Annotated in this window: 17 protein-coding genes; 11 read left to right on the top strand and 6 right to left on the bottom strand. The window is 68.7% G+C overall.

Translation table 11 applies throughout. From position 1 onward, the window contains the following. Positions 1–330 precede the first annotated feature (330 nt). On the top strand, positions 331–1,227 hold the full coding sequence (gene ypfJ, locus ACRSBM_RS39405; protein ID WP_434451805.1) for a KPN_02809 family neutral zinc metallopeptidase: 897 nt from the start codon (positions 331–333) through the stop codon (positions 1,225–1,227). Between the two features lie 62 nt (positions 1,228–1,289). Here the strand turns inward: ypfJ and ACRSBM_RS39410 are convergent, their stop codons facing one another. Both ACRSBM_RS39410 and ACRSBM_RS39415 read right to left on the bottom strand, forming a co-directional pair. Further along, positions 1,290–2,798: a M28 family metallopeptidase gene (locus ACRSBM_RS39410; RefSeq protein ID WP_434451806.1), complete on the bottom strand. Its 1,509-nt coding sequence runs from the start codon at positions 2,796–2,798 to the stop codon at positions 1,290–1,292. An 80-nt stretch (positions 2,799–2,878) separates the two neighbouring features. Next, the gene (locus ACRSBM_RS39415; protein ID WP_434451807.1) at positions 2,879–3,511 is read right to left on the bottom strand and encodes a GNAT family N-acetyltransferase; all 633 of its coding nucleotides are present in this window, start codon (positions 3,509–3,511) and stop codon (positions 2,879–2,881) included. Positions 3,512–3,556: 45 nt separating this feature from the next. On the opposite strand from ACRSBM_RS39415, the gene ACRSBM_RS39420 reads away from it, so the two are divergent. Then, on the top strand, positions 3,557–4,522 hold the full coding sequence (locus tag ACRSBM_RS39420) for an NAD(P)H-quinone oxidoreductase (RefSeq protein ID WP_434451808.1): 966 nt from the start codon (positions 3,557–3,559) through the stop codon (positions 4,520–4,522). On the opposite strand, the gene ACRSBM_RS39425 is transcribed toward ACRSBM_RS39420, so the two are convergent. Both ACRSBM_RS39425 and ACRSBM_RS39430 read right to left on the bottom strand, forming a co-directional pair. Next, the gene (locus tag ACRSBM_RS39425) at positions 4,506–5,150 is read right to left on the bottom strand and encodes a class I SAM-dependent methyltransferase (protein ID WP_434451809.1); all 645 of its coding nucleotides are present in this window, start codon (positions 5,148–5,150) and stop codon (positions 4,506–4,508) included. The genes ACRSBM_RS39420 and ACRSBM_RS39425 overlap by 17 nt on opposite strands. Positions 5,151–5,170: 20 nt before the next feature. Beyond that, entirely contained in the window at positions 5,171–6,370 is a 1,200-nt protein-coding gene (locus ACRSBM_RS39430; protein ID WP_434451810.1) for a cysteine desulfurase-like protein, read from the bottom strand. Between the two features lie 91 nt (positions 6,371–6,461). On the opposite strand from ACRSBM_RS39430, the gene ACRSBM_RS39435 reads away from it, so the two are divergent. The 3 genes from ACRSBM_RS39435 (at position 6,462) to ACRSBM_RS39445 (ending at position 10,890) form a co-directional block, all read left to right on the top strand. Next, a complete protein-coding gene (locus tag ACRSBM_RS39435; protein ID WP_434453410.1) occupies positions 6,462–6,938 on the top strand; it encodes a bacterial proteasome activator family protein in 477 nt (158 codons plus the stop codon). Between the two features lie 278 nt (positions 6,939–7,216). Beyond that, positions 7,217–9,823 carry an HAD family hydrolase gene (locus tag ACRSBM_RS39440; RefSeq protein WP_434451811.1) on the top strand — a complete coding sequence of 869 codons (2,607 nt, stop codon included), beginning with the start codon at positions 7,217–7,219 and terminating at the stop codon, positions 9,821–9,823. After that, positions 9,820–10,890 (top strand): class I SAM-dependent methyltransferase, encoded by a 1,071-nt coding sequence (locus ACRSBM_RS39445; RefSeq protein WP_434451812.1) that lies wholly within the window; start codon positions 9,820–9,822, stop codon positions 10,888–10,890. The genes ACRSBM_RS39440 and ACRSBM_RS39445 overlap by 4 nt, the downstream gene beginning before the upstream one ends. A 55-nt stretch (positions 10,891–10,945) precedes the next feature. Here the strand turns inward: ACRSBM_RS39445 and ACRSBM_RS39450 are convergent, their stop codons facing one another. Beyond that, positions 10,946–12,481, bottom strand: coding sequence for a DUF2142 domain-containing protein (locus ACRSBM_RS39450; protein ID WP_434451813.1), 1,536 nt, complete (start codon positions 12,479–12,481; stop codon positions 10,946–10,948). Positions 12,482–12,771: 290 nt separating this feature from the next. On the opposite strand from ACRSBM_RS39450, the gene wzm reads away from it, so the two are divergent. The 6 genes from wzm (at position 12,772) to ACRSBM_RS39480 (ending at position 18,422) form a co-directional block, all read left to right on the top strand. Continuing rightward, complete coding sequence (gene wzm / locus ACRSBM_RS39455; protein WP_434451814.1) at positions 12,772–13,692, top strand: galactan export ABC transporter permease subunit Wzm/RfbD; 921 nt, start codon at positions 12,772–12,774, stop codon at positions 13,690–13,692. Positions 13,693–13,707: 15 nt separating this feature from the next. Then, positions 13,708–14,508, top strand: coding sequence for a galactan export ABC transporter ATP-binding subunit Wzt/RfbE (wzt, locus tag ACRSBM_RS39460; protein ID WP_434451815.1), 801 nt, complete (start codon positions 13,708–13,710; stop codon positions 14,506–14,508). Between the two features lie 3 nt (positions 14,509–14,511). Next, positions 14,512–15,414, top strand: coding sequence for a galactofuranosyltransferase GlfT1 (gene glfT1 / locus ACRSBM_RS39465; protein ID WP_434451816.1), 903 nt, complete (start codon positions 14,512–14,514; stop codon positions 15,412–15,414). Between the two features lie 94 nt (positions 15,415–15,508). Next, complete coding sequence (locus ACRSBM_RS39470; protein ID WP_434451817.1) at positions 15,509–16,738, top strand: ABC transporter substrate-binding protein; 1,230 nt, start codon at positions 15,509–15,511, stop codon at positions 16,736–16,738. After that, complete coding sequence (locus ACRSBM_RS39475; protein ID WP_434451818.1) at positions 16,735–17,613, top strand: carbohydrate ABC transporter permease; 879 nt, start codon at positions 16,735–16,737, stop codon at positions 17,611–17,613. Before ACRSBM_RS39470 ends, ACRSBM_RS39475 begins: the two co-directional genes overlap by 4 nt. Beyond that, a complete protein-coding gene (locus ACRSBM_RS39480) occupies positions 17,610–18,422 on the top strand; it encodes a carbohydrate ABC transporter permease (RefSeq protein WP_434451819.1) in 813 nt (270 codons plus the stop codon). Before ACRSBM_RS39475 ends, ACRSBM_RS39480 begins: the two co-directional genes overlap by 4 nt. A gap of 18 nt (positions 18,423–18,440) precedes the next feature. Here ACRSBM_RS39480 and ACRSBM_RS39485 read toward each other — a convergent pair whose 3' ends face one another. After that, positions 18,441–20,303: a glycosyltransferase gene (locus tag ACRSBM_RS39485; RefSeq protein WP_434451820.1), complete on the bottom strand. Its 1,863-nt coding sequence runs from the start codon at positions 20,301–20,303 to the stop codon at positions 18,441–18,443. Positions 20,304–20,377 lie beyond the last annotated feature (74 nt).

Raw genomic sequence — 20,377 nt, forward strand, 5'->3', positions numbered from 1 at the left:
CTCCTCGCTGTGGCGAAACGCGGTCTGTCGCATCCCTGCGAATGGATCGGACGTGACCGGTCCGGTCGCGGCTGTGTAGCGACGGACACGAGGTTTCGGGTGCCCAGGCGCCATCGGCGTTGCTCGGTGCACTTCGACGCTGTTGAGCTCGGCATCGGTGTCGTCTCATGGCGTCACCGGCTGAGCGCCACGCCAACCTTCGTGGGCCGTAGTCGTCACTACCAAATGGGAAAGCCTTGGTGCGGTGCCCCGACGTCGGGCTCCGCACCAAGGCGTGTTTGGTGCTTTATCGTTTGCGGCACCCATGGGGTCCTTGGCAGGAGGATTGCGGTGCAGTTCAACGAAGGCGCGGAACTCGACCTTTCTCAGGTGTCGGACCAGCGGGGCGTCGGCGGTCGGGTGGCCGGCGTCGGCGGCGGCCTCGGCGTGGTCGGCCTGATCATCTACTTCCTGTTCCAGCAGTTCACGGGCATCCAGCTGCCCGCGGGCGGCCTCGAGGGGCTCGGCAGCAACACGCAGGTCGAGTCCGGGCAGCTGGCCGAGAAGTGCAAGACCGGCGCCGACGCGAACCGCGACAGCGACTGCCGGGTCGTGGCCACGATCAACTCGATCCAGGCCTTCTGGACCGACCAGTTCGCCCGCTCCGGCAACACCTACCAGGTCACCAAGACCAACTTCTTCCGCAACAGCGTGAACACCCGCTGCGGCAACGCCACCTCCGCGGTCGGCCCGTTCTACTGCCCCGCCGACTCCCAGGTGTACATCGACCTGGACTTCTTCAACGAGCTGCGCACCAAGTTCGGCGCGACCGGCGGCCCGTTCGTCGAGGCCTACGTGCTGGCCCACGAGTACGGCCACCACGTGCAGAACCTGCTGGGCACCTCCGACCGGGTCAGCTCGCGCACCGGCCCCACCTCGGACTCGGTGCGCCTCGAACTGCAGGCCGACTGCTACGCCGGCGCCTGGGCCAAGGCCGCGACGACCGTCCCGTCCGCCAACGGCCAGCCCCTCATCTCGGACATCACCCAGGAGGACGTGGCCGCGGCCCTCGACGCCGCGGCACGCATCGGTGACGACTTCATCCAGCGCGAACTCGGTGGCGGCAACGTCGACACCACGAAGTTCAGCCACGGCAGCTCTGCGCAGCGCCAGAAGTGGTTCACGACCGGGCTGGAGACGGGCGACCCCGCCCGCTGCAACACGTTCGACACCAACAACCTGGGCTGAGCACAGGAATGCAGAAGGCCGGGCCTCCCACGGGAGACCCGGCCTTCGTCGTGCGGAGCCGACTACGACACGGCCGCGTGCGAGTGGTCGGAGTGCGCGGCCACCGACATCGTGGCCGCCGACCGGGCCTCAGCCCGCTTGGACCGAGGCGGCACCCCGTTCACGTCCTCGGTCGACACGCCGTAAGCAGCGGTCACGAACGCGATGGCACCGGCGTTGCGCCCCAGAGCCACCCGGTCGACGTTGCCGAGGTTGTCACAGGCCGAGTGGTAGCAGGGGTCGTAGGCGACCCCGGCCGTGCCACCCCACTTGGCGGCCTGCGCCGCCGTCTTCACGCCCTCGGCGCCGGTGAACAACCCGCCGGCCGGAATGCCCTGCGCGATGAACTCGCCGTAGTCCGAGCGGCCGGAGAAGTCCGTGCCCTCGGTCGGAACGCCCTTGGCCGCGAAGTAGTCGGCGAAGGCCTTCTCGATCTGCGCCGAGCCGAACGGGCCGGGGCCCGCGCCGACGGCGTCGGAGTTGTCGCCGTCGTAGATGAAGTACGCGGCGTTCGGGGAGCCGACCATGTCGAAGTTCAGGTACAGCGCGATGTCCAGCTGCTGCTCGAACGTCAGCGAGCGGACCCACTCCTCGGAGCCGATCAGGCCACGCTCCTCGGCGCCCCACCAGGCGAAGCGGACCGCGTTGTCGACCTTCGGGTGGGAACCCATCTGCAGCGCGGTCTCGAGCAGGGCCGCGGAGCCGGTGCCGTTGTCGTTGATGCCGGCGCCGAGCTCGACGCTGTCCAGGTGCGCGCCCGCCATCACGACGTTGTTCGTGCGGCCGGTGCGGGTCTGTGCGATGACGTTGCGCTCGGTGCGGGGCTCGGTGTGGAAGCGCATGTCGACGGTGACGGCGGAGCCGGCCTTCGTGGCGAGCGTGGCGCCGTCGGCCTGGGAGATGCCGCCGGTCGGGATCTTGCCGGGGTTGGTCAGCGTCACCTCCGACAGCGGGCCCTCGACGTTGTTCGACACCAGCACGGCGATGGCGCCGGCGGCGAACGCGTTGAGGTGCTTCTGCTCGAACGTGCACGCGCCGCGGCGGATCAGGGCGACCGAGCCGGTGAAGTCCTGGCCGGCGAAGTCACTGGCCTCGCAGCCAGGGGTCGCGTCCTCGGGGACGACGCGCAGCGGGCCGGTCACGCCGCCGGCCGGGGTCTGCGGTGACTCGACCATGATCAGGGCCTGGTAGTTCACGCCGTCGACGCGGGCCGTCTCGGCGTCGTTGACGTTGATGTCGTAGGTGAAGGTCGGCGTCGTCACGATGAAGCCCTTGTCGCGGAGCTTTCCCGCGACGTAGTCCACGCTCGCGTCGTAACCGGGGGTCAGGGCGGCGCGGTTGCCGCCGTTGCGGTCGGCGATGCGCTGGAACGCGATCAGGTGCCGGTTGACACCCTCGACGGTCACCTTCTTCGCGAGCTTCTTGGCGAGGGCGGGGCCCGCGGGTTCGGTTGCGGCGGACGCGGTGGCGATAGGGGCTGCGACTAATGCCGAGATGGCAAGCACAGTCGCCAGCTTGGATCTGCCGGACATATGAACGTTCCCCTTCGTTGGAGATGGCAGAACCCTCACAAGAAGGAGACGCAGGACACAATCCATCGGTCGGCGGGTGTTCAGCCGGTGAGCAGCCGAACACACTCCGCGAGCCCTTCGACGGACACGGTCCACTCCGGCCGCACGAAGTTCGCCGCGTCCAGACGCAGTCGCACGTGCTCAAGGCGTTCTCCGCGCGGTGCGGCACCGATCGTGCCGTCGTGCACGTAGCCGAGCTTCTCGCTGACGCGGTTGGAGGCGTGGTTGCCGAGCCAAGCCGCCGAACGAGCGATGCGCGCGTCCAGGTGGTCGAACGCGAACTGCAGCACGGCGACACGCATCTCGGTGCCGAGACCGCCGCCCTGGAACTTCCGGCCGAGCCACGAGCCGGTGTTCACCTCGCGCAGCACGCCGAAGTCACGCGCACCGAGCTCCTGCACGCCGATGACCTTGCCCTCGTGCCGCACGAGGAACGTGATCGCCCAGTCGTTCGCGGCGAGCTTCGCGCGGTTGCCCCAGAAGAACTGGACCATGCCGAGGCCGCCGTCCTCGGCCAGGCTGTCGGTCCACGGCACGTAGAACGGCATCTCCGCCGGGTCGTGCACACCCGCCTTCGCGACCTCGACGAGCTCGTACAGGCCCTCGTCGTCGTCCGGGCGCAGCTCCAGGCGCGGGGTGCGGAGAACCAGATGGCGTAGCGGCCAGGCGTCCATGATCCGATGGTGCCGGACCTGTCGAACGGTATTACGGTCGACTGTATGCATGCGATCTCTGTTCGCGAACCCGGCGGCCCGGACGTGCTCACCTGGACCGAGGTCCCCGACCCGGTGCCAGGCGAGGGCGAGGTGCTGATCGACGTCGCCGCCAGTGCCGTCAACCGCGCGGATCTGTTGCAGCGGCAGGGTTTCTACCCTCCGCCGCCCGGCGCGTCGGACATCATCGGACTGGAATGCTCGGGCACCATCGCGGCGCTCGGCGAGGGTGTCACCGGCTGGAACGTCGGCGACGAGGTGTGCGCGCTGCTCACCGGTGGCGGCTACGCGGAGAAGGTCGTCGTGCCCGCGCCCCAGCTCCTGCCCGTCCCACGGGGCGTCGACGTCGTCACGGCCGCCGCGCTGCCCGAGGTCGCGTGCACGGTGTGGTCGAACGTCGTGATGGACGGCCGGCTCAAGCTCGGCGAGACGTTCCTGGTGCACGGCGGCGCGGGCGGCATCGGCACGCACGCGATCCAGGTCGCCAAGGCGCTCGGCGCGACGGTCGCGGTCACCGCCGGGTCCGACGAACGTCTCCGGAAATGTGCGGAACTCGGCGCCGACATCACGGTGAACTACAAGACGCAGGACTTCGTGGCCGAGGTGGGCAAGGCCGACGTCGTCCTCGACAACATGGGTGCCGCCTACCTGCCCCGCAACATCGACGTCCTCGCCCCGGACGGCCGGTTGATGATCATCGGCATGCAGGGCGGTGTGAAGGGCGAACTGCCGATCGGCAAGCTGCTCACCAAGCGGGCGTCGGTGATGGCGACGGGTCTGCGCGGCCGCAGCGTCGAGAGCAAGGGCGCGATCGTGGCGCAGGTCCGCGAACACCTGTGGCCACTGGTCGAGAGCGGCGCCGTCCGGCCGATCGTCGGCGAGGTCGTGCCCATGTCGGACGCCGCGCGGGCGCACCGGCTGCTGGACTCGAGCGACGTCTTCGGGAAGATCCTGCTCAGGCGAGAGCGGTAGCCGCGGCGAGCGCGGTCCGGGGAGCCGTGCGGAACTCCATCCCGAACTCCTCGGACCACCGCGCCAGCACCGCCTGTTCGTCGGGCCGGTCGGCGTCGTCGGCCAGCACGGTCGCGCCCGGCGCCAGCACGGCACGCAGCACGGGCAACGCCGGATAGCGCGAGTCGCCGAACCCCGGCCCGTCGACCAGGAGCAGGTCCACCAGCCCGAAGCGCTCGACGTACCCGAGCACCTCGTCGTGCACCTGCTGCGGCGCGTACCACTGGCCGTGCCGCGACAACGCCGCCGGATGCCGTGACAACGGCGCGTGCACCACGCGGGCGACCGAGCCGAGGCCTTCACGTCTCAGTTGCGAGGCAACGAAAGCAGCGATTCGCTCGTCGTGCTCGATCGACAACAGGTGTCCGAAACCCCGCTGCCGCAACAAACGCGCCAACAACACGGAGGACGAGCCGCAGCCCAGTTCGACCAGGACGGTCCGGGCGCCGAGCACTATCTCGTCCATCACCGCGACCAGCGCCGCGGGCCGGAGGTCGCCGGCGAGCTGCGGCAGGAACTCCGTGTTCAACGATTCGATGCGGTGCAGGGCCGAGAGATCCGCGAGCTCGCGAGCGAGCGAGTCGTCCAACGAATGGTCTCCCCAACAACTCAGCCCAGCTCGGCCACCGCGCGCACCAGGTCGTCCATCTCGACGGCGTTCGTGTAGTGCGCGAGCCCGATGCGGATGGCGCCACCGACCTCGCCGACGCCCAGCACCGAGAACACACCGTGCTGACCGGGATCGGCGAACGCGCAGACGCCCCGCGACGCGAGGTGTTCGACGCCGTCCTCCGCCTTGACCCCGGCGATCGAGAACGCCAGCGCGGGCACCCGGCGCATGGCGTCGCCGATCACCATCACGTGGCGCAACGATCGCAGTTCGTTGATGAGATTAGCGAGCAACCCCGCCTGATAGGCCTTCACGGACCCCAACGACGTGAGCAACCGCTCACGGCGCGTGCCCGACGCGGTGTCGTCGAGGTCCGCGAGGTACTCCACGGACGCGACGAGACCGGCGAGCATCGGGTAGGCGTGCGGACCGAGCTCCAGCCGCTCCGGGCCGCGCGCCGCCGGGTCGACCGAGACCGACGGCAGCCGCTCCAGCACCGACGGGTCGCGGAACACCAGCGCGCCGACGGGCGGCCCGCCCCACTGCCCGGCGGAGAGCGCGACGACGTCGGCACCCATGCCAACGATGTCGAGCGGCACGAAGGGCGCCGCCGACGACGCGTCGACCACCATCAACGACCCGTGCGCGCGGGCCACGGCCGAGATCTTGGTGAGATCCGGCCGGGTGCCGACCACGCCGGACGCCGCCGTGATGGCGATCAGCTTCGTGCGGTCGGTGACCAGCTCGTCGTACTGCCAGCTCGGCAGCTCGCAGGTCTCGATGTCGATCTCGGCCCACTTGACCGCGCTGCCGGTGCGCTGGGTGGCGCGCAGCCACGGCGCGATGTTCGCCGGGTGGTCCAGCCGGGAGACCAGGACCTCGTCGCCCATGAACCAGTCGTCGGTCATCGCGTCGGCCAGCCGCTGCAACAACACGGCGGAGGACGGGCCGAGCACCACACCGGCCGGGTCACCCCCGACGAGGTCCGCGACGGACCTGCGCGCGGCGTCGACGATGCCCTGCGCCCGTTGCGAGGCGGGGAAGATGCCACCCGGCCCGGAAACCGGGGCGCGCAGCGCGGTGGAGACGGCGGTGGCGACCTGTTCGGGCACCTGCATGCCGGCGGGTGCGTCCAGGTGGACCCAGCCGTCGCCGAGCGCGGGGAAGAGCCCTCGTACCCGTGCGACGTCGAACGCCATGCCACACACCGTACGTATGCGCGCAAACACGGTGTCGGCCAGCCCCCACCCGGATAATCCTCAAAAGGTGAAAGACGCGAGGATGGAGACCATGAACCAGGAGCAGCCCGTCGTAATCGTCGGCGGCCAGGACGGCGACATCACCGACATGGTCGAGCAGCCGGCCAAGGTCATGCGGATCGGCACGATGATCAAGCAGCTGCTGGAGGAGGTGCGGGCCGCGCCTCTGGACGAGGCGAGCCGCAACCGCCTCAAAGAGATCCACAAGCGGTCCATCGAGGAGCTCGAGGACGGGCTCGCGCCGGAGCTGCGCGAGGAGCTGGAGCGCCTGTCGCTGCCGTTCACCGAGGAGGGCACCCCGTCCGACGCGGAGCTGCGGATCGCGCAGGCCCAGCTCGTCGGCTGGCTGGAGGGCCTGTTCCACGGCATCCAGACGGCGTTGTTCGCCCAGCAGATGGCGGCGCGCGCCCAGCTGGAGCAGATGCGCGGACGTGCGCTTCCCGCCGGCGGGAGCGGCGAGACGCAGGACGGTGGCACCGGCGGCAAGGGGACGGGCCAGTACCTCTAGTACTACAGCTCTGAAGCTTCCGCCGGCCCCGAGTGCTCGCACGAGCCACCGCGGTGCCGGGCGCGATCACCGGCTGACGGCAGCACTTCCGCGTGGTCCAGGACCGACATGGCCACGCGGGTGGGCTGGGACGGCCCGCTGTGCCGCCCCGGTAAGGTGATGGCGCTATGTCGGCTGGCAGAAGCGCAATCCCGGAGAAGCGGCGTCGTCGCCAGGTGTGGGGGAGAGATGGGGTCGTCACGATGACCGATGTCGCGGAAACTGGTCGCCATCCGCTGTTGGAAGACGTACACCGGGTGATCGCGGACCGGTCCTGTGAGGTCCTGTCACTGGACATCTTCGACACCGTGCTGTGGCGTCGCGTCCCGCGGCCCGCGGACGTGTTCGGGCTGCTCGCGTCCCGGTTGAAGACAGCGGATCTGTGCCCGGACTGGATCACCGGCCCGATCCTGCGGCGGATGCGGATCAACGCGGAGCAGAAGGCCCGCACCGGTCGCGAGGCGCTCGGCACCGAGGTCTCGCTGTTCGACATCTGGCGGTACATGCCGTCGAACGTCTTCCCCGCGGCGGCGCTGGACGACCTGGTCAAGGCCGAGGTCGAGGCCGAGCGCGAGTTCACCGTCGTGGACCTCCACATCGCCGAGATCGTCCGGCTGGCACTCAAGCAGGACATCCGGGTCATCCTGGTGTCCGACACCTACTTCACCGAGGACCACCTCAACTACCTGCTGGACCGCCCGGAGCTGGGCTCCCTGCAGGGTGTGAAGGTGTACCGCTCGCACCAGCACGGCCTGGACAAGGCCAGCGGCCTGTTCGAGATCGTGCTCCGCGACCTCGGCCTCAGCCCGGAGCAGGTCGTGCACATCGGCGACAACCCCGTGGCCGACGTCGAGGCGCCCGCCGAGCTCGGTGTGCGGACCGTGCACTACGTCCGGCTCGACGAGTCGTTCGAGGCGGTGCTGGACCGCGAGCGCGAGCCGCTCGACCACCTCGGTGACTACGCGCCGCACATCGACGACGTCGACGGCGACTTCGGCATCACCAGCCTACGGGCCAAGACGCTGTCGCTGGGTGGCCGCAACTCGACGTCCGCGGTGGACACCGCCTGGCGCTACGGCGCCTCCGTCGTCGGTCCGGTGCTGACCGGCTTCGCCGAGTGGGTCGCCTGGAAGGCGCACGAGGCGGGCACCAAGGTGCTGTGGTGCCCGATGCGCGAGGGCGAACTGCTGTCCGAGCTGGTGAACAAGGCGGCCAAGGCCCGCGGCTGGGAGCTCGAGGCCAAGCCGATCTGGCTGTCGCGCCACGTGACCTCGCTGGCCTGCCTCGACACGTTCGACGAGGACTCGGTACACGAGTTCATCCGCCGCAGCTACCAGCTCACCGTCCGCCAGCTGCTCTCCATCCTGCACCTGCGGGCCGGCGACGTGCCCGGCCTGGCCAGCGAGCTGAACACGATCATCGACAACGGCGGCATCGCCGAGAAGGTCAGTATCGCGCTCACCGAGACGCCGCACCTGCAGAACCGCCTCAAGGGCACGATGACGGCGGCGCGCGAGCGCCTGCTGCGCTCGCTCAAGGCCGCGGGCGCGCTGGAGAGCTCGGACCTGACGCTGGTCGACCTCGGCTGGGGCGGCACCATCCAGGCCCAGCTGGCGAAGGCGCTGCGCCTCGCCGAGATCGACATCGCACCCGCCGGGCTGTACCTCGCCACCGACGACCGCGCGATCCGCTGCTACCAGCAGGGTCTCCGGGCCGAGGGCTACCTGGCCCAGGCCGGCGTCCCGACGGACATCGCCACCACGATCGTCCGCAGCCCCGAGGTGCTCGAGCAGTGCGTCAACGCGCTGTGCGGGTCGCTGATCGGCTTCACAGAGGACGGCTCGCCCGTGCTCAGCCAGGTCAGCGAGACCAACGCGCAGAACTCCGAGCGCCTCGCGGTGCAGGACGGCATCCGCGCGTTCCAGACCACCTGGAACCGGTACGTGCGCAACTCCGACGGCGCCTGGCCGGACCTCGCCCGTCCGCAGCTCGCCAAGGACCGGCTGGCCAACATCCTGGTGTCGGCGCTGCGGTCGCCGACGGCCGAGGAAGCCGGTGTGTTCGGCGACTGGGTGCACGAGGACAACTTCGGCTCGTCGGTCGTCACGAAGATCGTGCCGGACGACCTGAAGTCGGCGATCCCCTACCTGTCGCCGCTCGATCTCGACGACCTGCACATGCGCGACTCGTTCTGGCCCTCGCTGATCGCCGCCTCGGACACCGGTCTCGCCTCCGCGGTCAAGGCGCTGGCGTCCGGCCAGCTCGACCCGGCGATCTTCGAGCCGTCGGGCGAGCCGTACTCGACCGGCCTGCACTACCGCACCGGTGACGGCAAATGGCACAACAGCGACCGCCGCCGGGTCCGGATCAACCACAACGGCCTGTCGTTCGCCCGGATGCGCTTCGAGCACCACGACACCGTCGACGTCTCGCTCAGCCTTCCCGGCAGGCCCGCGCTCGTGCGGATCGACTGGATCGAGGCCGAGATCATCGCGGGCGGCAGGAAGGTCCTGCGCTGGGACGGCCCGGAGGACTTCGCGGGCATGTCCTACATCGGTGCCCGCTGGCTCGGCGCGAACCTGTTCGAGTTCGAGACCGCCGAGGCGTCGATCGTGCTCCCGGTCTTCCTGCGCGCCAAGGCGCTGGCGTCGTCCGGCCAGGTCACCGTCGCGTTCGCGGTGCTGCCGCAGTCGATGTCGAGCCTGGCGTCCCATCTGCCGGCGGTGGCCAAGCTGACGCGGATCAAGGGCAGGCTCCGCGAGGAGTACCGCGCTCGTGGCGCCACCGGTATGGCTGCCGGAGCAGCAAGGGTGGCCATCCGGAAATTGGGAGGTACTACTCCATGACCCTCAGCGTTGATGTGGTCAGCAGCAGCCGGGAAGACCCGCACGCCCAGGCGCGGGCCGCTCGCAGCCAGCCGCTGCTGCTGCACTCGATGTCGGTGTTCCGCGAGATGTTCGCGATCGTGTTCGCGAACAGGAAGATCTCCACCGTCGTCGAAGTGGGAGTCGAATCAGGTCAGGTCAGCTCGATCTACACCGAGCTGGGCGCGGACAGGGTCTACTGCATCGACCCGTTCCCGACGGACCACCTGAAGGCCACCCTGGCCAGGAACCCGGCGCTGGAGCTGGTCGAGCGGCCTTCTCCCGCCGTGCTCGGCGAGCTGCCGCCCGCCGACCTGTACGTGCTGGACGGCGACCACAACTACGCCGTTGTGCGCGGTGAGCTGGACTGGCTGTTGAAGAACACGCCGGACGCGGTCATCGCCATGCACGACGTGCTGTGGCCGTGGTCCCGGCGCGACCTGTACTACGAGCCGTCACCGCTGGCCGCCGAGGACCGCAACGAGCCTTCGTCCGACGGACCGACGATGTGGCACGACGAGCTGTCGCCGGCCGGGTTCGTCGGGCTGGGGTCGTTCACCGTGGCTCGTGAGGCCGGCGGTGAGCGCAACGGCGTGCTCACCGCGGTAGAGGACGCACTGGCCGCGGCCGACGAGGAATGGCTCTTCGTGGTGGTGCCCGCCGTCTTCGGCATGGGCGTGCTGGTCCGCAAGGACTCGCCGGGCGCGAAGAAGATCTTGGACGGTCTGCGGCCGTACACGTCGTCGAGGCTGCTCGGCATGCTGGAGAACAACCGGCTGGCGCTCTACACGCGGGTGCTGGAGATGCAGTACGAGGCCGTGGCGCACGCGAACGACGCGGACCGCCTTGCCGAGACGATCTCCTCCCAGCGCCACGAGATCGAACGCCTGCACGCCGAACTCGCCGGGAAGGACGCCGAGATCAGGGCGCTGCGTCAGGAGATCACCGAACTGCGCGACCCGATGATGCTGCAGCCCCCGACCATGGGCACCGTCGTCACCCAGCTCGGGCGGGTCGCCGCCGCACAGGTGCGCAAAGCCAGGCAGTGAACGCCTAACGCGAGAAGCCCCGCACCGGAGTGCGGGGCTTCTTCGTGTCCGCGGGTCAGACCGACGCGGTCTGCAGTGCGGGAGTGGAGGGCGACTCGTCCTCGGCCGGCGGTAGTTCGGCCGGGATGCGCGACGCCACCCAGTACGTGGCGAACACGATCGCGCAGCCGAGCACGCCCAGCACGAGCGGCAGCACCGCGCCGTACTGCGGCAGCCAGCTGCCCTTGAGCGGGTTGAGGCTCGTCAGGCCCGACTGCCAGCGCGTCATCGTGTACATGAGGCAGATCAGGTGGATCGGGACGAGCAGTACCGCCAGCATCCTGGTCATCGACCGCATCTGCTCGGCGGTGATGCCGCGGTTCGCCATGATGTACGCGCCGAGAATCGGCAGGCCGACGGCGCCCGCGAGGAAGTAGCGGCCCTGGTTGAACCAGCCGATCTGGCTGACCAGCAGCAGCTCGGCGGCCAGCAGAGGGATGAAGGAGCCGAGCAGGAGCGCCAGCAGGCCCAGCCGGTCGCGGCGGGCGCCCATGGCGAACCCTCCCAGGATCAGCAGGCCCGCGCCCATGAACCACGCGACGTAGATCAGCCGCGGCATGAGCACCTCGGACCAGCCGGTCACCGCCACCATCTGGTTGACCACGTTCGGCCAGATCTCCAGCACGGCGACCTTGAGGTTCTGCTTGAACGGGTCGTTCGGGTGGTAGGTCGGTACACCGACGCCGCTGACGAGCCTGGTCCAGCCGACGGAGGCGAGCACCGCGATGACGGCCACCAGGGACCAGAGTCGTACGGTCTTCGACCGCGCGAGCTCCTTGATGCGGCCCATCCGCGACGGGATCAGGAGCGAGACCAGGATGATCGCCAGCCACATCGCGCCGAGGAAGCGTGGTGTCACGAGCGCCGCGGCGGAGACGCACGCCAGTGCGACGGCGGCTCGGTTCACGCGTTCCTGGTTCTCCCGCAGGATCGCGATCAGCGCGACGAACAGCGCGACACCCGCGGCGATCTCCACGCCGTTCGGGTTGATCGAGCCGGCGAGGTGCGCCGTCATCGGCGTGATCGCCACGACGAGGCCCGCGACGACCGAGCGGTGCTTGGTCCAGCGGCTCGCGCCGACCACCGCGCAGGCGAGGAACGCCGCGACGAGCAGGCCGGTGAGCAGGCGGGACAGCATGATGCCGCGCCAGTTCGGCCACGGCGCCAGCGGCCAGGACGTGATCGCGTAGTAGATCGGGTTGTACTGTGCGGCGCTCACGAACTGGGGTTGCGTGCTCTCGTCGCCGCCCGGCTCCTGCGCGCAGCTCGCGGCGACGGTGACGTTCATGGGGAAGCAGTTCGTGTGCACCCCGCCCTTGCCCGGCGGCCGGCCACCATCGGTGTTGTTCTTGTTCAGGCTGCGGGGAACCTCGATCACGTAGTCGTCACCCGACAGAACTTCGCCGTTGACGATCCCGTAGGCGCGCAGAGCGTGTTGCTGCTCGTCAGGCGGCCCGTCGTACGGCGCGGCGAACGCCCAGCCGGCGTGCAACAAGCTGAACCCGATGAAAGCGAGGAGCCACAACCGGAACCCTGAGCGCTTGGTTCTCACGGGGGCGGATTCTATGCGAGGCCGTTTCGCGACCGACCCGCAACCCTGCGACACGGAAACCGTGGATCGTACCTCGCGACTCGGCGGATGGTCGGCCAACGGCTGTTCTGCCCATCGACGATCGATGGATTTGCGGGCGCGAACCCAGGTAGCATCGCGTTCGATTACACGCGGTGCGCCTATGACCACGAACAGGTCATCGCCGAGGTGATCGAGGTTTGACCCCGGTGATCGCACCGTGACCGCCCGGTGAGCATGCCTCCCGGCGGTCGCCGGTACGCTCAGTCCTCGTGCAAGCCACCAGTACCGTCGAGCACCCCGAGGTGCCGCCTACCGTCAAGTCGCGCAGTTTCAAACGCGCGTTCGCCGACGTACGTGAGGCGTGGGACCACCGCGAACTTTGGGGTCACCTCGGCTGGCAGGACATCAAGCAGCGCTACCGCCGATCGGTCATCGGTCCGTTGTGGATCACGATCTCGATGGGCACGACGGCGCTCGCGCTCGGCCTGCTGTACTCGGTGCTGTTCGACGCGACCGTTCCGACGTTCCTGCCGTACGTGACGGTCGGCTTCATCGTCTGGAACTTCATCGTCGGCTGCATCACCGAGGGCACCGACGTCTTCATCGCGAACGAGGGGCTCATCAAGCACCTCCCCGCGCCGATCACGGTGCACGTGATGCGCATGGTGTGGCGCCAGGTGCTGTTCCTGCTGCACAACCTCGTCGTCTACGCGATCGTGCTCGCCATCTTCTTCACGTCGCTCAACCACGAGTACCGGATCGCCGAGGGCAGCCCGCTGCAGCCCGGCCTGAGCTGGACGATCGTGCTCGCGATCCCGGGCTTCGCGCTGCTCGCGGTCAACGCGGTGTGGATCTCGCTGCTGTTCGGCGTCATCAGCACCCGCTTCCGCGACATCCCGCCGGTGGTGAACAGCTTCATCAACCTCGTGTTCTTCATGACGCCGATCGTCTGGGACACCGGTGTGCTGAACCGGGTCACCGGTGGTGGCGAGGGCGGCGGCAACTGGCGCATGCTCATCGCCGAGCTCAACCCCGTCTACCACTTCGTCGAGATCGTCCGCGCCCCGCTGCTCGGCCACGTGGTGGACTGGCACCACTGGGCGATCGCCGGCGGCTTCACCGTGTTCGGCTGGTTCGCCGCGCTGGTGATCCTGCGCAACTACCGCGCCCGCGTTTCCTACTGGGTCTAGAGGAGGTCGACACCCATGGTCAGCATCGACGTCTGGAACGCATCGGTCGACTTCCCGATCTTCGACGCGAAGTCGAGGTCGCTGAAGAAGCTCGCGCTCGGCAAGGTCGGCGGCAAGATCGGCTCAGAAGGCCGGGTCCCGATCATCGAGGCGCTGCACGACATCACACTGTCGCTCAAGGACGGTGACCGCGTCGGCCTGGTCGGCCACAACGGCGCCGGCAAGTCCACGCTGCTGCGCCTGCTGGCGGGCATCTACGAGCCGACGCGCGGCCACTCGCGCATCATCGGCAAGGTGGCGCCGGTCTTCGACCTCGGCGTCGGCATGGACCCGGAGATCTCCGGCCACGAGAACATCATGATCCGGGGCCTGTTCCTCGGCATGAACCGCAAGCAGATGGAAGCCCGCGTCGACGACATCGCGGAGTTCACCGAGCTCGGTGACTACCTGCAGATGCCGCTGCGCACGTACTCCACGGGCATGCGCGTCCGGCTGGCGCTCGGCGTGGTGACGTCGATCAACCCGGAGATCCTGCTGCTCGACGAGGGCATCGGCGCGGTCGACGCGGCGTTCATGGCGAAGGCCCGCGACCGCCTCAAGGACCTGGTCGCCCGCTCCGGTCTGCTGGTGTTCGCCAACCATTCCGACGAATTCCTGGCGGAGTTCTGCGACAAGGCCATCTGGATGGACGAGGGCCACGTCAAGATGTACGGAAGCCTGCGCGAGGTGCTGACCGCGTACAAGGGTTTCGACCCGCTCGAGCGGATGCACCAGCCCGACGAGACTCCCGTCCTCAGTGGAAATGGTGGCGAGTAGATCGTGAACCTCGAGGCACTGCCCAAGGGCTCCGTGGTCGCGGTGGTGGTCACCCGCCACCGCCGCGAACTGCTGGCCTCCTCGCTCAAGGCGCTGGCCACCCAGACCCGTGTCCCCGACCACCTGGTCGTCGTCGACAACGGCCCTGACCAGCCGGTCGACGATCTCGTCGAGCAGTGCCCGCTCCCCACGACGTACCTGCCGTCGCACCGCAACCTCGGTGGCGCGGGCGGCTTCGCGCTCGGCATCCTGCACGCCCTCTCCCTGGGCGCGGACTGGGTGTGGCTGGCTGACGACGACGGCCGTCCCGCCGACGAGAACGTGCTGGCCGTGCTGCTCGAAGAGGCCGACCGCCGCAAGCTCGCCGAGATCTCGCCGGTCGTCACGAACATCGAGAACCCGGACAAGCTCGCGTTCCCGCTGCGTCGCGGCCTGACGTGGAAGCGCTCGGCCGCCGAACTCGGCACGGACTTCCTGCCGGGGATCGCCTCGCTGTTCAACGGGGCGCTGTTCCGCGCCTCGACGCTGGACGTCGTCGGCGTACCGGACTACCGGCTCTTCTTCCGCGGCGACGAGGTGGAGATCCACCGGCGGATGGTCCGCTCCGGTCTGCCGTTCGGCACGTCGCTGCGGGTCGCGTACGTGCACCCGGACGGCTCCGACGAGTTCAAGCCGATGCTGGGCGGCAAGTTCCACGCCCAGGACCCGGAAAACCCGATCAAGCGGTACTACACCTACCGCAACCGCGGGTACCTGCTGTCGCAGCCGGGCATGCGCAAGCTCGGCGCGCTCGAGGTGTTCCGGTTCGGGCTGTACTTCCTCGCCGTGAAGCGGGACCCGAAGGCGTTCGTCGAGTGGCTGAAGCTGGTCCGTCAGGGCCAGCGGGAGCGCTTCTTCCGCAAGTGAGTTCGGAACGGGGGCGGGATCATCTTGATCCCGCCCTTTGGCAACTTCGGGTAACCGCTCGCATACTCGAGGTGATCGGAGTAAGACGGGATGAGTGATTTCCCGACGCAGACTTCTTTCACTGGCCGGTGCGAGCACGCTGCTCGCGGCGTGCGGTTCGAACACCGGCCGAGGCGGCGACGGCCAGGCCCTCAAGCAGTGGTACCACGCGTACGGCGAGCCCGGCGTCCAGCAGGCGGTGGAGCGCTACGCCAACTCGTTCGCGAAGACACCGGTCGACGTGCAGTGGAACCCCGGCGACTACGACTCCAAGCTGGCGACGAGCCTGCTGTCCGACGGCGGACCGGACGTCTTCGAGTCCACCCCGCAGATCAGCTCGGTCCGGGCGGGTCAGCTCGTGCCGCTCGACGACCTCCTCGGCGACGCCAGGAGCGACTTCACCTCCTCGATCCTCGCGACGCACACCGTCGACGGGAAGGTCTACGGGATCCCGCAGGCGGTGGACATGCAGATGCTGTTCTACCGCAAGAGCTTGCTGGAGAAGGCAGGCGTGCAGCCGCCATCCACTGTGGACGAGCTGATCGACGCTTCCCGGCGCCTCACCGGGGACGGGGTGAAGGGGCTCTTCGCCGGCAACGACGGTGGTGGCGGAGTGCTCGGCGGGCCGGCGCTGTGGTCGGCCGGTCTCGACTACGTGCGGGACCACCAGGTCGGGTTCGACGATCCCGTTGCGGCGCAGGCGATCGGCAAGCTGCGCGAGCTCTACACCAGCGGCGGCCTGTTGCTGGGGGCGGTGAAGGACTGGGCGGAGCCGGACGCGTTCACGCAGGGGCTCGTCGCCATGCAGTGGACCGGGTTGTGGGCGGTGCCGGCGGTCCAGAAGGCACTCGGCGACGACTTCGGCGTGCTGCCGTTCCCGAGGTTTTCCGGTGACGGCAAGGCGAGCGTGCCGGTCGGGGCGTTCGGTGCGATGGTCAACGCCAGGTCGAAGCGGATCGACGAGGCCAAGGAGTTCGTGCGCTGGCTGTGGATCGAGCGCACTGACTACCAGGAGGACTTCAACCTCAGCTACGGCTTCCACATTCCGCCGCGCAGGAGCATCTCGGAAAAGGCCTCGAAGCTGACGACGGGTGCGGCGGCGGAAGCGGTGAAGTTCGTGCGGGACAACGCGAAGGCGTCCAACCCGCCGGACTGGACGTCGGTGATGCGGACCGCGTTCAACGACGCCGTGTCGCGGGTGGTGCGGGACGGCGCTCCGGCCGACGCCGAGATCAAGGCCGCCGCGGACAAAGCTCGTGACGAGCTGAAGCGCCTGTACGGATGAGGCACGGACGCGCGTTCTGGCTCTTCGTCGGGCCGTTCGCGATCGGGCTGCTCGTGTTCGTGTACGTGCCGATCGGGTGGAGCCTGCTGCTGTCGTTCTTCGACGCCCGCAACACGGTGACGCCCAGCGAGTTCGTCGGGCTGCGCAACTACGCGGACATGCTGACCGACAAGCCCTTCCTGTCGAGCTTGGGGACGTTCAGCGTGTTCGCGGCGTTCATCGTGCCGCTGACGTTCGTGCTGGCACTGGCGCTGGCGTTGCTGGTCAACCAGATCGGCTTCATGCAGGGGTTCTTCCGGTCGGTCTTCTTCCTGCCGACGGCGTGCTCGTACGTCGTGGCGTCGCTGGTGTGGAAGCTGTCGATCTTCAACGGCGTGCGCTTCGGGCTCGCGAACACGGTGCTGGGGTGGTTCGGCGCGGAGCCGGTCGCGTGGACGGTGTCGACGTCGCCGCCCTGGTACTGGCTCGTGCTCGTGACGCTGCGGCTGTGGCTGCAGCTCGGGTTCTACCTGATCCTGTTCATCGCCGGGCTGCAACGGATCCCGCGGCACCTGTACGAGGCCGCGTGGATCGACGGCGCCAAGCCCGGCTGGCAGACGCTGCGGTACATCACGCTGCCGCAGCTGCGGACCACGTCGGTGGCCGTACTGCTGTTGCTGCTCATCGGCGCGTACCAGGCGTTCGACGAGTTCTACAACGTGCTGGGGACGGATCGCGGGTACCCGCCGTTCGCGCGGCCGCCGTTGATCTACCTCTACTACACGGCTCTGGGGTCCGGTGGGCAGGACTTCGGGCACGGCAGTGCGGGCGCGGTGATCCTCACGCTGCTGATCGCCGGCGTGACGTTGTTGCAGGGCAGGGTGATCACGCGATGAAGGCCCTCAGGTACCTGGCACTGTCGATGGCGGCGGTGCTGTTCCTGATCCCGTTCTACCTGGTGCTGCGCAACGGTCTGGCGACCGAGCAGGAGATCACCGCGCAGTCGTGGACGTTCTGGCCCAGCGAGATCCGCTGGGAGAACTTCACCACCCTGTTCAGCGACCCGGCCGTGCCGATCGTGCGCAGCATGGTCAACTCGTTCGTCATCGCCGTGCTGCAGACGGTGGGACAGTTGCTGTTGTGCGGGCTGGCGGGGTACGGGCTCGCACGGATTCCTTACCGGTACGCGAACGTGGTGCTGTACCTGGTCATCGCCACGTTGATGATCCCGGCGGCGGTGACGTTCGTACCGACGTTCGTGGTCGTCTCGACGCTGGGCTGGGTGTCCGACCTGCGCGGGCTGGTGATCCCCGGGCTGTTCAGCGGGTTCACGACGTTCCTGTTCCGGCAGTACTTCCTGAACTTCCCGCGCGAACTGGAGGAGGCCGCGCGGATCGACGGGCTCGGGCCCTGGGGCACGTACTGGCGGGTCGTGGTGCCGAACTCGAAGGGGTTCTTCGCCGCACTCGGCGTCATCGCGTTCGTGACCAGCTGGAACCAGTTCCTCTGGCCGCTGGTGATCGCGCAGGACCAGGACTCGTGGACCGTGCAGGTCGCGCTGTCGACGTTCCTCACGGCTCAGTCGATCAACGTGCAGGAGCTGTTCCTGGCGGCGGCGATGTCGATCACGCCGCTGGTCATCGTCTTCGTGGCGCTGCAACGGTTCCTGGTGCGCGGGGTGGCGGAGACCGGGATCAAGGGCTGATCCCGGTCTGTCCCGCGATCAGCTCTCGAACACCTTGCGCCACGACTCGGTCGAGGTCAGCTCCGGCAGCGCCGCCTGGTAGACCCGCTTGAGCTGGTCCCACTCCTGGCCGAGCCTGCGGTAGTTGCGCACGGCCCGCCTGGCGAGCGCGCGGAACTCCTTCGGGTCGCGCTTGTAGAACGCCACCCCGGTGCCGTCGGCGGTGGAAACCGTGGCGCTGTCCAGGTTGCCGAGCAGGGACCACCTCGCGTTCAGTGCCGGCACGTTCATCTGCGGCCGGTTCACCGACTCCGGCGGCGGCTGACGGAGGTTGTGCAGCACCGACTTCGCGGCCCGCTTCGCCGTGGTGAGCTTCGACGTCGACGGCTGGAGCAACGCCTCCGCGTGCACCTGGTCGAACGTCGGCGGCGGGAACTCGCGGGCCGACGGCAGGGTCTGCGCGTCGGAGTACTCCGCCCGCAGCTTGCGTGCCTCCGGCAACGCCGTGCGCAGCGAGTCGAAGAGCAGCGCCGGGCCGGCGAGGAAGTCCTCGATCGCCTTCTGCTGCAACGCGACCGTCGAGTACTCCATCGACAGCAGGTGCCGCAGCGTCAGCTTCAGGCCGTGCTTCACCAGGCCCTGCTTCACGTCGTACGGGCTGTGCAGCGCGGCCAGGATCAGGCGGTTGCGGGTGTGGAAGTACGCCTGCCAGTCGGTGGCGTCGTTCTTGCTGGTCCACGGCATGTGCCACACCGCGGAACCTGGCAGCGACACCGTCGGGAAGCCCTTCGCCAGCGCACGCAGCGAGTACTCGGCGTCGTCCCACTTGATGAACAGCGGCAGCGGGTAACCGGACTTGCGCACGACCTCACGCGGGAAGAGGCACATCCACCAGCCGTTGTACGTGGCGTTGACCCGCGGGTGCAGTTCCGCGGTCTCGCGCAACGAGCTCGTGGCGAAGTCGTGCTCGGTCACCGCGCCCGGTGCGGGACGCCAGAAGCACGTGTGGAGGTCGACGATCTCCGCGCTGCTGTGCAGCTGCGCACGCGAGTGCAGGCTCAGCATGTGGCTGCCGACGATCACCGGCTGGGCGGCGGCACGGGCGAACGCGTTGGAGCGCAGCACCGCGTCCGGCTCCAGGCGGATGTCGTCGTCCATCAACATGATCTGGTCGGCGTCGGTGTGCTCGATCGCCTCGAACATGCCGCGGGTGAACCCGCCGGAACCACCGAGGTTGTCCTGCTCGATGATCTCCAGCTTGTCCCCGAGCAGTGCCGCGGCCTCCGCGAAACCCTTGGTGTCGCGGACCTTCACGGCGCCCTGGTCGGCGACGAAGACCTTGCCCAGCACGTCGAGCACGGCCGGGTCCTCGCCGAGCGCGCGCAACGCGATCACCGCGTCGACCGGGCGCATGGTCGTCATGCCGATGGCGACCGTCTGCGCGGGCAACGGCTCGCGCACCGTCCACGCCGCCTCGCGGATCTCCAGCGGAGCGTCGTCGGTGAAGACGTCGAACCAGATCCAGCCGCCGTCCTCGAACGGCTTCAGCGACACCTCGAACTCCAGGTCGACCCACTCGCCCGCGTCACGGACGTACTGGCCCGCGACGTGGATGATGTCGGCGGAGGGGCGGGAGCGGTACACGTCGACGCGGCCGGAGCCGCGAACCGTCATCCGCAGCACCACCTCGTCGACCGTCGTCCAGCGCTTCCAGTAGGAGGCGGGGAAGGCGTTGAAGTAGGTGGCGAAGGAGACCTTCGCGGACGGGGGCACGGTTGTCGCCCGCCGCGACGTGACGTGGCAGTTCACCGTGTCGGGCTCGTCCAGGTACAGCGGCCGGACGTCGAGCGGGTCTTCGTCCCTGGGCAGGATCACCCGTTGCAGCACGCAGTTCTGGTCCACAGACCTTCCCCTGTCAGTAGTGCGGACGGCCAGGAAGATCCAGGCCGCCCGTGCAAAGCGTTGTGTGAATCAGA

Origin of the sequence: Lentzea xerophila, from assembly GCF_051094245.1 — a bacterium.
Lineage (GTDB): Bacteria > Actinomycetota > Actinomycetes > Mycobacteriales > Pseudonocardiaceae > Lentzea > Lentzea xerophila.